At 67.8% G+C, this 14,101-nt stretch carries 15 protein-coding genes; 9 read left to right on the top strand and 6 right to left on the bottom strand.

What is annotated here, in order from left to right:
• Positions 1-74 precede the first annotated feature (74 nt).
• Both G6N60_RS09195 and G6N60_RS09190 read left to right on the top strand, forming a co-directional pair.
• The gene (locus G6N60_RS09195; RefSeq protein ID WP_170312589.1) at positions 75-776 is read left to right on the top strand and encodes a response regulator transcription factor; all 702 of its coding nucleotides are present in this window, start codon (positions 75-77) and stop codon (positions 774-776) included.
• Positions 777-823: 47 nt separating this feature from the next.
• Positions 824-1,222 (top strand): helix-turn-helix domain-containing protein, encoded by a 399-nt coding sequence (locus G6N60_RS09190; RefSeq protein ID WP_163735588.1) that lies wholly within the window; start codon positions 824-826, stop codon positions 1,220-1,222.
• Positions 1,223-1,536: 314 nt separating this feature from the next.
• Here the strand turns inward: G6N60_RS09190 and G6N60_RS09185 are convergent, their stop codons facing one another.
• Positions 1,537-2,763: an MFS transporter gene (locus G6N60_RS09185; protein ID WP_163735585.1), complete on the bottom strand. Its 1,227-nt coding sequence runs from the start codon at positions 2,761-2,763 to the stop codon at positions 1,537-1,539.
• Between the two features lie 129 nt (positions 2,764-2,892).
• Here G6N60_RS09185 and G6N60_RS09180 point away from each other — a divergent pair, with 129 nt between their 5' ends.
• Positions 2,893-4,053: a serine hydrolase domain-containing protein gene (locus tag G6N60_RS09180; protein ID WP_246240506.1), complete on the top strand. Its 1,161-nt coding sequence runs from the start codon at positions 2,893-2,895 to the stop codon at positions 4,051-4,053.
• A gap of 221 nt (positions 4,054-4,274) precedes the next feature.
• A complete protein-coding gene (locus G6N60_RS09175; RefSeq protein ID WP_163735582.1) occupies positions 4,275-4,424 on the top strand; it encodes a hypothetical protein in 150 nt (49 codons plus the stop codon).
• A gap of 45 nt (positions 4,425-4,469) precedes the next feature.
• Here the strand turns inward: G6N60_RS09175 and G6N60_RS09170 are convergent, their stop codons facing one another.
• Both G6N60_RS09170 and G6N60_RS09165 read right to left on the bottom strand, forming a co-directional pair.
• On the bottom strand, positions 4,470-5,291 hold the full coding sequence (locus G6N60_RS09170; RefSeq protein WP_163735579.1) for a formate/nitrite transporter family protein: 822 nt from the start codon (positions 5,289-5,291) through the stop codon (positions 4,470-4,472).
• A gap of 83 nt (positions 5,292-5,374) precedes the next feature.
• Positions 5,375-5,704: a YciI family protein gene (locus tag G6N60_RS09165; protein ID WP_163735578.1), complete on the bottom strand. Its 330-nt coding sequence runs from the start codon at positions 5,702-5,704 to the stop codon at positions 5,375-5,377.
• A gap of 176 nt (positions 5,705-5,880) precedes the next feature.
• On the opposite strand from G6N60_RS09165, the gene G6N60_RS09160 reads away from it, so the two are divergent.
• Both G6N60_RS09160 and G6N60_RS09155 read left to right on the top strand, forming a co-directional pair.
• Positions 5,881-6,438 (top strand): TetR/AcrR family transcriptional regulator, encoded by a 558-nt coding sequence (locus G6N60_RS09160; RefSeq protein WP_163743705.1) that lies wholly within the window; start codon positions 5,881-5,883, stop codon positions 6,436-6,438.
• Between the two features lie 81 nt (positions 6,439-6,519).
• Complete coding sequence (locus tag G6N60_RS09155; RefSeq protein ID WP_163735572.1) at positions 6,520-7,794, top strand: lipase family protein; 1,275 nt, start codon at positions 6,520-6,522, stop codon at positions 7,792-7,794.
• A 123-nt stretch (positions 7,795-7,917) separates the two neighbouring features.
• On the opposite strand, the gene G6N60_RS09150 is transcribed toward G6N60_RS09155, so the two are convergent.
• Both G6N60_RS09150 and G6N60_RS09145 read right to left on the bottom strand, forming a co-directional pair.
• Complete coding sequence (locus G6N60_RS09150; protein WP_163735568.1) at positions 7,918-9,003, bottom strand: GGDEF domain-containing protein; 1,086 nt, start codon at positions 9,001-9,003, stop codon at positions 7,918-7,920.
• Positions 9,004-9,299: 296 nt separating this feature from the next.
• Complete coding sequence (locus G6N60_RS09145) at positions 9,300-10,280, bottom strand: helix-turn-helix transcriptional regulator (protein WP_163735565.1); 981 nt, start codon at positions 10,278-10,280, stop codon at positions 9,300-9,302.
• Between the two features lie 59 nt (positions 10,281-10,339).
• On the opposite strand from G6N60_RS09145, the gene G6N60_RS09140 reads away from it, so the two are divergent.
• Entirely contained in the window at positions 10,340-10,747 is a 408-nt protein-coding gene (locus G6N60_RS09140) for a VOC family protein (protein ID WP_163735562.1), read from the top strand.
• Between the two features lie 35 nt (positions 10,748-10,782).
• Here G6N60_RS09140 and G6N60_RS09135 read toward each other — a convergent pair whose 3' ends face one another.
• Positions 10,783-12,480: a phytoene desaturase family protein gene (locus G6N60_RS09135; RefSeq protein WP_163735559.1), complete on the bottom strand. Its 1,698-nt coding sequence runs from the start codon at positions 12,478-12,480 to the stop codon at positions 10,783-10,785.
• A 144-nt stretch (positions 12,481-12,624) separates the two neighbouring features.
• Between G6N60_RS09135 and G6N60_RS09130 the strand changes: the two genes are divergently transcribed.
• Positions 12,625-13,197, top strand: coding sequence for a TetR/AcrR family transcriptional regulator (locus G6N60_RS09130; RefSeq protein WP_163735556.1), 573 nt, complete (start codon positions 12,625-12,627; stop codon positions 13,195-13,197).
• Positions 13,198-13,363: 166 nt separating this feature from the next.
• Positions 13,364-14,098, top strand: a complete 735-nt coding sequence (locus tag G6N60_RS09125; protein ID WP_163735553.1) for an SDR family NAD(P)-dependent oxidoreductase — start codon at positions 13,364-13,366, stop codon at positions 14,096-14,098.
• The last annotated feature ends 3 nt before the right edge of the window (positions 14,099-14,101 follow it).

Below are 14,101 nucleotides of genomic sequence, written 5' to 3'. Positions count from 1 at the left end.
CACCGGCCTCCGGCGGCGCCGTGACGATCACCGAAACGCGTGACCGATCGATGACCTGGAACGACGAGACACGGGTGGTCCGTGCCGACGGCACGCCCGTCAAGGTGCTCGTCGTCGACGACGAGCCCTTGATTGCCGAGTTACTGACGATCGCGCTCCGGCGGGAGGGCTGGCACGTGTCCACCGCCCGCGATGGGTCCAGCGCCATGTCCGCGGCGACCCGCGAACAGCCGGATCTCGCCGTCCTGGACATCGCGCTACCCGACACCGACGGCTTGACGTTGATGCACGCGCTGCGGGCTCTCTCCCCCAAGCTGCCGGTGCTCCTCCTGACGGGACGGGCAACTGCCGAGGATCGCATCGCCGGCCTGGCGCAGGGCGGCGACGACTACGTCACCAAACCGTTCAGCCTCGAGGAGGTCGTCCTGCGGATGCGCGGGCTGATCAGGCGCAGCGGTGTCGTCACCGACCTGGACCGCGGACGTCTCGTCGTGGGCGACCTGATCCTGGACCTCTACAGCCACGAGGTCACCCGCGAGGGTCGCAAGGTCGAGCTGACGATGACGGAGTTCAAGCTTCTGGGCTACCTGATGCAGAACTCGGGCCGCGTCGTCACCAAGCCCCAGATCCTGCGCGACGTGTGGCACTCGGACTTCGACGGAAACCCGAACCTGGTCGAGATCTTCGTGTCCTACCTGAGGAAGAAGATCGATTCGGGGCGCCGACCCATGATCCACACCGTTCGAGGCCGTGGATACCTGCTGCAACCACGGTGACCGACCATTCCGGACACGCCAACCCCACTCCCACCCGGAAGGAAAGCATGCCGACGTCATTTGCGGACCGGTTGAACCGACTGTTCGCCACGGTGTATCCGCTGGGCGGATCCCCCCACACCGGAGCCGAGCTCATCGCGGCGTGCCACACCGCGGGCATCACGATGTCCGCGCCGTACCTGTCGCAGCTTCGCCGGGGACGGCGCACCAATCCGTCCGGGGCCACGATGGCGGCGCTCGCGGCGTTCTTCCGCGTCGACGTGCGGTACTTCACCGACGACGACTACTACCAACGGGTCAGCCGCGAACTGACACTGCTGGCGGGGTTGCGCGACGAGGGTGTCCGCCGGATCGCCTCACGCGCCGTCGGTCTTTCACCACAATCCATGCAGGAACTGGAGAACCGAGCCGACGAGCTGCGCCACCGTGAACACGCCGCAACCTAACGGGATCGGTCCCACGACAATGCCGCGGAACCAGAGCGACGGCCGTCGAGCGGACGTCCCCATGATGCGATCGGACAAGAGATACGAGAGCATGCGCCCGACACGCACCCACGCAGAGGTACAGACCGCCTTCCTCACCGGTCTCGGGCTCGGCCTGACAGTCCTGTGCGTGACACGCACATGGCGGTGTCGACGATGACCGTCAGCGCCGAATAGCGCTGCCCCACAGACGCTTCCGGTGCCGCCACCCCTCCCCCCATGTTGGTGGCGGTGCCGGAAGTCCACGACGACCCAAGCCGCCCCGTCGCACGTGATCACCGCAGGTCGTGTTCGAGTTCGTCGCGTCGCAGCCGCCCCGCCACCATGGCCACCGACGCGGCGAGGATGGGCAGGCACGCGGCCACCCCGAAGATGACGCCCATGGGAACGACTTCCGACAGCGCGCCGGTCACTGCGGTCGAGACCGGGAGCAGCGCCAGGGTCGCCAACACGTCGGCACTGGCCACCCGACCCAGACTCTCGCGAGGCACGCGTCGCTGCAGCAGTGTGGCGCGGATGACGACGGAGATTCCCTGTCCGACACCGACGACGGCCGCCGACCCCGCCATGACGAGGAAGATCGAGACATTGCCCAAGACGGCGAGCGGCATCATGGCGACGGCGCCTCCCAGCACGAGCGCGGAGAAGTAGCGGCGCGGCAGCCCGCGCGAGGACACCGCGATCGCGCCGATGGTCGAACCGGCTCCCACCGCCGCCACGATGGCGCCGAACGCCAGGGGCCCGTCCGAGAAGTGCTCTTGGGTGAGGTAGGGCAGGAGCACCTCCACCGGTCCGGCGACCGCGAAGGTCGAGACGGCGTTGGCGGCGAGAGTCCAGCGCAGCCAACGGGTTCGAACCACTACCCGGAACCCGTCGCGCACGTCGGACCACGGCCATCCCCTTCGCGACGCCACCGCGGGCGCCGGGCGGGACGGTCTGAGCGTGATCAGCAGGGCCAGGCTCACGACGTAGAGGGCCGTGATGATGACGAGCCCGGTGTCGGGGTAGGCGGCACCCAGGAGCACGCCAGCCAGCGTGGGGCCGACGGCCTGCTGCAGCGTCGAGCGCATGACGCCTTCGATCCCGTTGGCTGCCATCAGTTCTCGCTCGGGCACAAGCGTCGGGAGATAGGCGGTGAACGCGGGAGCGAACAGACCGCCACCCATTCCGACCACTGTCGCCGCCAGCGCCAACTCCCAGAGTTGGAGACGATCGAGGACGGCGAGCGGTGCGATCGCGAGCAGGCACACGAAGTTCAGCGTCTGCACGCCGATGATGATCCGTCGCTGCGGCAGGCGATCGGCTGCCACACCGCCGATCAGTGCCGCCACCACCGCAGCCGTGCTGAGGCAGGTGGCCACCACCGAGAGGGCCCTCGCGTCGTCGCGCATGTCGAGCACCTGCATGGGCATCACGACGGTCCACATCCCGGCCCCCACGACCGAGACGGCCAGAGCACCCACCAGACGGCGATATTCGGAGTGGCGCAAGGGTCCCAGCATCGTCACACCGCGTCCCAGAAGACGGCGACGCCGGGCCAGCATGACGACATTGTCTGACCGCACGACTGCCACGGCAAGCCTTGGCAACCACCCCGCCTCGTCGCGTCGGCCGAAGTACTGTCAGGTGTCGTGCGTGCCCTCGTTGCGATCGCCACCGCTACCGCGTTGCTCGCGGCAGGAGTGGGCGCCGTCCCCGCCCGGGCGAGCACCGACCTGGCCGCGGTCCTGACCGACGTCACGGCCGACCAACGACTGGCGGGCGGCGTCGCCGTGACACGCGACGGCACGACGGTGAGCCGGTTCTCCGCCGGTTATTCCGACGTCGACACGCACGCCGGGTTCGGACCCCACATCCGCATCCGCGCCGCCAGCGTCACGAAGACCTTCGTCGCCGCCACGATGTTGCAGCTGGTCGCCGAGGGCAAGGTCGACCTCGACGCGTCGGTGGAGTCCTATCTGCCCGGCCGCATTCGAGGCGCCGGGATCGATGCCACCGCGATCACGGTGCGCGAACTGCTGCACAACAGCAGCGGCTTGCCCGAGTACTACTACGACACCGACCCGCACGGGCCGCCTCAGACCTCACAACAGCTGCTCGACCTGGCGTTGAGGAAACCCGCCCAGTTCTCCCCCGGCGCAATGATCAAGTACACCAACACCAATTTCGTCGTGGCCGGCATGATCATCACCGCCGTCACCGGACGCGACCCGGCCGACGAGATCACCCGTCGAATCATCGTGCCGCTGGGGCTGGCCGACACGTACTTCCCCGCCGCAGGTGACACCACGCTGCGCGCCCCCTTCGCGCACGGATACGAATTACTCGGGGGCCCTTACCTTCCGGCTTCGGGAGATCTCGACCCGGCCTCGGCGGCGCCGCATGACGGCGCCGAGCCTGGGCCGCGCGTCGACGTAACCCCTTACGAGCCTTCGAATTCCGACATGGCCGGAGCGCTCGTCTCCAGCGGCGAAGACCTCACCACGTTCATGGCCGCATTGGTCGGCGGACGGGTGATCCCGCGGCCGCAGTTGGCTCAGATGATGGCCACCGCGCCGTGGCCCGAGGGTGGTCGCGGAAGGGGTTATGGGTTGGGCCTCATCAGCATCGCACTGCCCTGCGGTGTCACGGTGTGGGGCCACGGTGGTGATCTGTTCGGCTATCACACGCTCAGCGTTGCGTCGGACCAAAGACGCGCGCTGTCGGTGACGTTCAACCAAGCCGGCGCCCCGGGCTCGATCGACCCGCGGGACCGCGTGCTCGAGGCCACGTACTGTACGCCCGGCGCCTAGCACCGAAAACATTGCGCCGCAACGCAACTCGCGTCGCGGCGCCCGACTTCCAGCACGACGTCGACCACCATCCCGCCCCTAGCTGTGAACCGTCTGCGTGCCAGCCGCGAAGGGGCTGCCGATACCGGGGCGCGGGGCGACCAACCGCTCGCTCGCCGCCGCGACCGTGTCACGCTGAGCAGGTGTGTCAGTCGTTCCCGTGCCACCACGTTGCGCAATGGGTGAGCGCGAATCCCGCCGCACTGTACGTCGGCGTCCTCTTCGCCGCCCTGACGCTGTTCCGGCTGGCCCGGCGCGGCCGGTGGATCGTCGTCTTCGCCGTGCTCATCGTCTGGGCGATCGCCGGAGGCATCGTGCTCCTACTCGGCTGAGGTAGACCCGCCGCACGACCGAAAACGGCTGGCGCCGAAGCGATTTCAGTCGTCGGCCTCGGCGTCGTCGCGCTCGTCCTTCAGCCGGTCCTTGCTGCGAATGAGGCGCAGCAGCGTGACGAGCGCCAGCCCACCGGCCATGTTCGCGGGCGCGGTGTAGGCGAACCAGGCCAGCCAGTCGAAGTAGCCGAACGGCGCGTCCCCCGAGATCAGTGCGCCAAAGATCAGCAGCGAGTCCAGGATTGAATGAAACATCTGCAGCCCCGCCAGCAGGAACGCACCCGCGATCGCGGCAGCGATCTTGCCCGGTACCGAATCGGTGCCATGCTGCATGCGGGTCATCAGGGTGATCACCATTCCACCGAGAATCCCCAGCGCCAGGCTCTCGGCCCCCAGCGGTGCCTCGATGAAGTGCTGCGCCGACTCGATCGTCTGTGCCCTCAACTTCGGGAACCCCGTCATGATGAGCCACATGATCAGCCAGCCGCCGATCAGGTTGGCCACCAGCGTGCCGCTCCACAGCTTGAACAGCTGTCCCGGGCTCGCGCGCTTGGCCACGACCGTGGTGACCGGTATCAGGAATCCCTCGGTGAACAACTCACTGTGGCCGAGCAGCAATGCCAGGAAGCCGACGGAGAACGCCAGGCCGGCGAGCAACGGATTGTGGGTCGCGCTCAGCACCGAGAGGTAGGCCAGCACCCCCAGGGCCACTTCGGTACCGCCGAAGAAACCCGTCGTCAACACTTCGCGCCACGGTCGGTGCAGCCGCTGCGTCCCCTCTCCGATCATTCGGCTGAAGGCGTCTTCGAGTTCGTCTTCGATGGGGCTGTCGGAATCGCCGAGATCGCGCTGTTCGGTTCGTGGCATCAGTGCCACATACCCGTTTTGCCGAGAGACCCGCTGTCGCCGCCGACCGGCCGCCCATGCCGGTGATTCACCGCGCGGGCAGCTCACCCCCTGGGTGGTTCGAACGAGCCGATGCCCAGTATCTGATGAACGTTCCAATCGATGACCTCGACGCGGACTCCCTCGGCCAGGGACAGGGGGTCGGTGCCAGCGATGTCGGTAGCGCGCTGGAAGGACGCGGCTCGGATGACGTAGATGCCCAGGGCACCGTCGGCGCTCGGCCCCGAGATGAGCACGGTGCCGCGTTCGTGTTGGGCGCGCATCCAGGCGAGGTGCTCGCCGACACTCTCGGGGTTCTTGTTGGATGCAGTGTCGTGGCGAAGCACGAGATAGAAGCCCGCTGCCGTCGTCGCCTCGCCGGAATCGTCGGGCATGGGCCTACCTCCCACCGTGTGGCGCCTTCGAACGCCAAGGTACGCGAACTCGCTTGGCGGCGTTTCGCGTCGTGCGCCCGCCGTCGCGGTGTGTCGATACACTCTTGCCCATCGCAGCACGCCGCAAGAACGATGCCCAGGCCCGGCGCCGCCAGCTGGCGGACGTGGCCATCGAGTTGCTCGGCACCGGGGGCGCCCGCGGCGTGAGTCATCCCAAGGTCGACGTGGGCGCCGGCGTTCCGGCGGGTACGGCGTCGTTCTACTTCCGGACCCGTCGCGCACTGCTGCTGGGCACCGCCGAGCGACTCACCGAACTCGACCTGGAGGATCTGCAGCGACTGACCGAACTCTCCAGCGACGCGGCCGGCGGGTTCACCGGAACCGCCGGGTTCGCCGAGCTGGTGATGTACTCCGGCACCGCGCCCTACCTCACCCGCACCAGAGCCCGGTACGAGCTCATCCTGCACGCTGGGCGCGACGAGGAGCTGATGGCCGCGCTGCGGTCATCGGTCGAGAGCTTCTACCGTCTCATTCGAGACGTCGTCGCTGGCTGGCATCGGGGGCAGGGCCCGGTGCCCGATGACGTCGTCGATGCGCAGGCGCGGGCGACCCTGGCGCTCGTCAACGGGGTCATGTTGAGCTTCGTTGCCGGCCGGCCGCTGGTGCAGTCCGCTGCCGAACTCGAGCATCTCCTCGACGGACTGATCGCCGGCCTGGCGCAACCTCGCACGTGATCGCACCGGAGCCATCACGAAAACTCTAATAAATTAGAGAAACTGCCCCCGTCCTGGCCCGCGTCTAGTTACTGTCCAGTAATGCGTTGGTTGGCAGGCATTTTCGCGGCGTCACTTGTGGTGTCGCTGCTGTTGGCGGCACCCACCGTGCGCGCCGACAATGGGTACCACGGCGACTTCTACACGCCGCCCGACCCGTTGCCCGCGGGCGCCCCGGGAGACGTCATCCGCACGGAGCCGTCCGACGTCCACCTCGCCGACGACCGCCCCGACCTCCTCGGCATCACCGCAACCCGGATTCTCTATCGCTCGACCAACACCCACGATCAGCCGGTCGCCGTCAGCGGCACCTTCATCGAACCGACCGCACCGTGGCCCGGTCCCGGCCCACGGCCGCTCATCTCGTTCGCCGTCGGCACCCACGGCCAGGGCGACCAATGTGCGCCCTCGCGATTGATCGACGTGTACCTGTACCACTCCCGCCCGCTGGACGTGTTCCTCGAATACGAGCTGGTGATCATTCAGCGCATGATCAAACGCGGATGGGCCGTGGTGATGACCGACTACATCGGCCTGGGCACTCCGGGGGTTCACACCTACGTCGTCCGCGCCGACGAAGGGCATGCCGTGCTGGACGCCGCCCGCGCCGCCTACCGTCTGCCCAACACCGACCTCGATCCCCGCGGGCCCCTCGCCCTCTACGGCTATTCCCAGGGCGGCGGCGCGACTGCCGCCGCTGCCGAACTCGCGCCGACCTATGCGCCCGAGTTGCCGATCGTCGGCACCTATGCCGGCGCTCCACCGGCCGACCTATCCACCGAATTCCCTTATCTGGACGGCAGTTTGGCGGCGGGCATCCTCGGTTACGTCATCAACGCGGCCATCGCCGCCTATCCCGAGGACGCCGACGCCATTCATGCCGTCCTCACCCCCGACGGGGAAGACCTCATCGCCAAGACTCAAAATCAATGCCTGGGCGAAACCATCGCCAACTTCATGTTCCGCCACATCGCGCGCTACCTCACGATCGACGCCGACACCGCGATCACCACCGAGCCGTTCAAGACCATCTTCGACCAACAACGCATCGGACGCCTCAAACCCACCACCCCGGTACTGATCAACAGCAACCGATACGACCCGTTGGTGCCCTACGGTCCCGCGCTCCAACTCGGCCACGACTGGTGCGCACTCGGCGCCAACGTCGAATTCAACACCAACGAGGAACCGCCGCTGTTCAACAAGCTCATCCTCAACCACGGACTGCCCATCATCGTCGATGCGCACTGGGTTCTGGACTGGGTCGCCGACCGCCTGGGCGGCGTACCCGCCACCCCCAACTGCGGCGACTTCTAAGCCGAGGAACCGGCTTCGAGCATGGCGACAAGGCGTGACCCGGCCACACCCGCCGTGCGAACCACCATGTCCGCCAACGTCATTGGGCCCACCACGACGATGATCCGGCACCGCCGATGTCGGTCAGGCGCTGCGGTCTTGCCGAGCCCGGTGCATGCGGTTGCCGCCACCGCGCTTGGCCTCGTACATCGCGCGGTCGGCGTCCTCGATCAGCCGGTCGATGAGGGCACCCGGTGGCGAGGCGTGGACGTCGCCGGCTCCGGTCGCGGCCACCCCGATGCTGGCGGTGATGCCGCACTCGGCGCGGATGGCCTCACACAAAGGTGCCGTGACGTCGATGGTGTCGTGTGCCGGCGAGCTGGTGGCGATCAGGAACTCCTCCCCGCCGCTGCGGCACAGCACCGCCCCGGCGGGCAGTCGCGCCCGCAGCAGCTGAGCCACCGTCGACAACGTGCGATCACCAGCGGCGTGCCCATGGGTGTCGTTGACGCGCTTGAAGTCGTCGAGATCGATCATCGCCACGATCAGATGCGCTCCGGGGGTCGTGCGCACCTCGTCGAGGAGGCGACCACTGACGGCTTCACCGAACCCCCGCCGGTTGAGCAGTCCCGTCAGTGGATCCTCACCGGAGCGGATGGCGAAGTGGGTCATCGCATTGGACAGGCAACGCACCCCCAGGGGCAGGGCGAAGTTGGGCAGCAGCATGATCCAGAAGGCAGCCAAGCCACTCGCCACGCCGAGGTCGTGGCCCAGCCTGATCGCGGCCACGACCGCAGCACCCGCGGCGAGGGCGGCGTTGACCAACACGCATCGAAAGTTGTGCAGAAAGGCGAGGTAGCCCCCGGTGACGGTCAACGTCGCACACGCCAATGCGGCCATCGCCGGGCTGGGTTGAGTCACACTCCAGGCCGCCGCGCACGCCGACCCCAGCAACGCCGCGCACAACGACACCCAGCGAGTGGGCCACCGCGTGAACCAGTACCACGTCATGGCTGCACACAACGTCGCGCCCACCACCCCCACCACGAACGACAGCGCGCTCTGGTGACGCGACGGCACCATGGCCGAGATCGGAATCAACGCCGCCGACCCGACGACGACCGCCATGACCATGCGCGTGGGTCCCATCAGACCGCGGTGCCGCAGGAACGCACTGACCCGGTCGAATTGGTCGGCCTCCGCCCACCAGGCCGACATCACTCCCGACATCACCACCCCGCCCCGAGAATCGGCAACCGTTCAGCAAACGCCCACCGAGGATCCAGACCACCATCAGTTGTTAGCCAGTGATCTTGCTGGTCGAACGAAACGATATACCAGTGCCGGGCGCTGATGTGGTTTCACAATCGAAGGATCGTCGACCGCAGGGTTCGTACGCGACCGAATGGGGCTTTGCCTCTGAACTCCGGGTGCTGACGACTCCTCGCGTTAGGCAAACACCATGGAGCCGGTTCTGCGGTGCGTATCGCCCCACCGTCGGACCCTGGGGCTCCGCGGCGCCGTCGTCACGACGACGGGGACGCCTCGTCCCCGCAGGCGGTGAGCAACCGGTGCGCCAGCGCCAGCACACCGTCGCGTAGCTCGCCCGGGCCCTCGACGACGAACTCGGCATCGAGCGTGGCGAGCAGCGCAGGCACCCAGTCGAGCCGTTCGGCACGGAGCTCGACGCGCGTCCATTCGGTGTCGTCGGTCAGCGGCGTCACGGTCGCGAGGCCCCGAGGCAGTCGAGATCGGATCGCGTCCGGGTCGGCGTGCACCCGTACCGAGACGTGGTGGCGCCATGGGGTCTTCGCGAGCGCACCGAGCACCTCGTCCTGCGGTCGGAAGTTTGCCGGGACGTCGAAGGTGGCGGTCCCCGTCGTGGCCTGCGTCATCCGGTCCAATCGGAACGTTCGGATGTCCTGCCTCGCGGTGTCGTGTCCGGTGAGATACCAGTGGCCGGCGTGGGCGACGACACCGTACGGCTGCACCGTCCGCGCGGTGGTGCGTCCGTGTCGGCTGACGTAGACGACGTCGAGCGTGCGCCGATCGCGGGCAGCCTCGGCGACCTGCAGCAGCACGTCGGTCTCGGTGGCAGGTGCAGCATCGGACCGGGCCGGGAAGTGGGCGGTGTCGAGCACCGCGCGTAGCCGCGCAGCCAACTGCTTCGGCAACACTCGCTGAATCTTGGCGGCCGCACTCTCGGCCGCGGCCCGCGCCTGGCCGACACCGGATCGCGGACCGCCGACGAGACCCACCAGCACGGCGAGCGCCTCGTCGTCGGTGAGCATGAGCGGCGGCATCCGGTAGCCGGGGCTCAGCCGGTAGCCACCGTAGCGGCCCCGTACCGACTCCACCGGAACGTCGAGCTCCAGCAGATGCGCGACGTAGCGCCGCACCGTCCGCTCATCGACGCCGAGCCGGTCTGCGAGGTCACCAACGGTGCGGGTACCGCCGTTCTGCAGGAGTTCCAGTAGCGCGAGGACCCGTGCAGTGGGGCGAGGCATTCGACGAACCTAGCAATACCGGGCGGTTCCTGCCCTGTATTGGCTCTAGCGTCGACCGCATGAACCTCGTCTCAGTGCGCATCATCACCGCCGACGTCGACCGGATGGTCGACTTCTATGCCCGGGTCACCGGTGCCGCGGTCGACCGACCCGTCCCCGACTTCGCCGAACTACGCACGCCCAGTGGAACACTCGCGTTGGGCAGTACCCGCACCGTCGGGCTGTTCGGCGCCGACACCGCCGAGCCCGCGGCCAATCGCTCGGCCATCGTCGAGTTCCTCGTGGAGGACGTCGACGCCACGTACGCCTCGTTGCGGCCGTGGGTCACGACGTTCGTCAACGCACCCACGACGATGCCGTGGGGCAACCGGTCACTGCTGCTGCGCGACCCGGACGGCAACCTGGTCAACCTGTTCACCCCCGTGACGCCGGCGGCGCAGGAGAAGTTCAGCCGGTACGAGCGCTGACGGCGATCAGCAGCGAGATCGACCGACGCCAAGGATCAGTGCAGAGCCCGGGTGGTGCTGAACGGGTCGAAGTCCTCTGCCCAGGCGGGCAGTGCCGAGGAGTCGGCGACCTGGCCGCCGCTGCGGATGAAGGGCACCAGGTCGCGCCCGAGGATGCTGCCGGCAGCGTTGACGCCGCTGAGCATGGAGCCCACCGTGCCCGGCCCCCACGCGGTACTGGTTCCCACGGTGTACAGACCGGGGATCGGCGTGGTGTCCCGGGGCCGCAACGGTCCGGTTTGGGAGAGCCGCAGCTGCAGGCCGAAGGGGGCGCCGTCGGTGTTGTTGACGAAGCGCGTCTGCGTCGCCGGTGTGCCGAGTTCACTGAGTGTCACCTTCGACGACGATCCGGGGAAGGCCTGCTCCATCCGGTCGAGCATGCCGTCGACGATGATCTTCTTGACCTCCAGATAGCCGGAGTCCTGGCGGTATCCGCCGCCGGCGACGTCGTAACCGCCGTACCCCCACAGCCGCGGGTCCGACGGCGTGACGGTCTGCACCTCGATGGTGGCGTGCCCCGGCGGTGCGGCGCGGTGGTTGTCGGGATCGCGCCTCGACGAGGACTGCACGAACATCGGCTGGCGTCGCGCCAGGTCGCGCGCCCACTCCGAACCGACGTCGAAACCCTTGCCGCTCAACGTGTTGCGACCGAATGCCGCCATGTGACCGTAGGACTTCGCCGGCCCCCAGTCAGGGATGGAGAAGTAATTGCTGTTGGGCCGATCCGCGAGATCGATCTGCACGCCGAAGAATCCGTTGATCAACGGCTGCGACATCTTCCACCCGGTGACGCGGCGCCGGAACAGGCGCGGAAGATGGTGTAGGCCAATCAGGTCGGTGTAGGTCTTGACGATGTCGGCGTCGGATACGACCGTCGCGGAGGAGTGCACGTCGCCGCCCGCCAACCGCACACCCTGGACCCGGCCGTCGCCGAGCAAGATGTCGGCGACCTCGCTGTTGGTGCGGATCTCGCCGCCATGGGCGGTGATGACCGCGGCGAACCCGGCAGCCAGGATCTGTCCCCCACCCTTGGGGTAGTAGGACCCGGTGCCGACGTAGTCCTGGAAGAACGCTGCCATCGCGGCGGTGGGCAACACCGTGGGGCTGCACGCCACCGCGCCGGACTGCACCGACAGCGCATACGCCATGCGCGGGGAGAGTCCCAGCGCCGCCAGCGTCGCCCCGTAGGGCAGTGCCATGAATGGTGCTGCCCGTCCGGCTCGGGCCGCCCAGCGGGCCATCCCGCCGACGGTCGCCATGTCGTTGCGGTCGTGCGCCTCCCCGATCCGTCGCATCAGGCCGTGGAAGCGGCGCACCGATCTGCGCTCGCCGGGAAAGGCGTCGATCAGGTTGGCCTCGTAGGCATCCCAACCCACGGGGGTGGCCAATTCGAAGCCGGGGGCGACGATGCGGTCGAAGCCGCTCTGATCCATGGGCAGCCACCTGATGCGGTCCTCGAGTCCGATTCCGCGCATCATCGCCGTCACGATGCCGTCCGGGCCGCAGTGGCTCACGTAATGCACCCCGCAGTCGAACTCCCACTGACCACGCCGACTGAAGACGTGCGAGGTGCCTCCCAGCGTCGTGTAGCGCTCCAGCAGCAGGGTCTTGCGTCCCGCTGCGGCGAGATACGCCGCTGCCGAAAGGCCCCCGAGCCCGGCTCCCACCACGATCGCATCCCACTTCGTGCCCATGCGTTGCAACCCCTTTCGGATGACCCCGATTCGATCGCTATACCGATCGTTATACCGACTTGCCGAGGACCGTAGTACATCGATTGGTATAGTCGCAACCACCCGACGTCGGTTCGGGACCGACGGGATTCGGAGGGTCAACACGTGAAGGTCCGAGACATGTTGGTGCTCAACACGATCGAGCTGGTACGCCGCCACGGGGTCGCCGGAACCGGGATCGCCGCCATCCTGGAGCGCAGTGGAGTCTCGCGCCGCTCGATCTATCTCAACTTCCCCCACGGCAAGACCCAACTGGTCCAGGAAGCGACCCGCGCGGCAGGCGACTTCATCGATCAACAGATCGCGACCGCCTTGCAGCAGCCCACTCTGCAGAAGTCCTTGGACGCCTTCATCGCCGGGTGGAAGGAGGTGGTCGCCGGCAGCGACTTCACCGCGGGCTGCCCCATCGCGGCCGCCGGCCTTGCGCGATCTTCCGAACCCGAGATCGCCGACACTGCGGGGGAAACCTTCACCCGATGGCGCGATGCGATCACGACGTCACTGCGTGATCACGGCATCGCGAAGGGCACCGCACGCGCACTGGCCAACACCATCCTGGCCGCGGTAGAGGGTGCCGTCGTCATGGCCCAGGCCGAGAAGTCCCTGGCACCCCTCGACGACGTGCATCGCCAACTCCGCGTGCTGCTCAACCATCACGTGGACCGCCCAGCGCACTAAGCCTGCGGCATCGCCCCCGTCGTCCCCGTCGTCCCCGTCGTCCACGCGACGCCGACGTCAGAGTTCACCCCGGTCCCGTCGCCGGCGGGAATGGATCGACCGGCAACCCGGTTTCACACTCCGTCGAACAGTAGACAGACAGGTCTACTCAATTAGAGGAGTCATCATGGCAGAGCATTCCGGCGGTCAGCCACCCGTGGCGTTGGTGACCGGCTCGACGTCGGGCATCGGCAGGGCCGTCGCACTGGACCTGGCGCGCGACGGATTCGAGGTGATCGTGCAGGGTCGCGACGCTGCGAGAGGTGCGGCGACGGTCCAGGAGATCCACGACCACGGCGGTCACGCCCGCTTCGTGGCGGCCGACCTGGCCGACGCCGACGCGGTGACCGCTCTGGCAGAGGACGTCGGGGAGGTCGAGGTGCTGATCAATAACGGCGGCATCTCCTGGTTCGGTCCGACCGACGAGCTGGACACCACGACCTTCGACCACATGTACGACACCAACGTGCGCGCCGCCTACCAACTCGTCGCGGCGCTCGCGCCGGGTATGGCCAGGCGTGGTCACGGCAGCATCGTCAGCGTGGACAGCATGGCCGGCCACGTCGGGCTGGCCGGCGGAGCTGCCTACGGCGCGACGAAGGCGGCCCTGACGGCGATGACCCGAGCATGGGCCGCGGAGTTCAGCCCGTCGGGGGTACGGGTGAACACCGTCGCTCCGGGACCGGTGTTCACCGCCGAGTCCAAGCGGGACCTGATCGAGAATCTCGCCAGCACCACTTTGCTCGATCGCGGCGCGCAACCCCACGAGATCTCCGAGGTCATCGCCTTCCTCGCCTCGGACAAGGCCAGCTACATCACCGGCGCGGTCATCCCCGTCGACGGTGGCCGGACGGCGGTGTGAGAC

It is taken from the genome of Mycolicibacterium madagascariense (assembly GCF_010729665.1).
GTDB classification, from domain to species: Bacteria; Actinomycetota; Actinomycetes; order Mycobacteriales; family Mycobacteriaceae; genus Mycobacterium; species Mycobacterium madagascariense.
The sequence above is the reverse complement of the archived record's forward strand: the minus strand, read 5'-3'. Positions and strand labels throughout refer to the sequence as shown.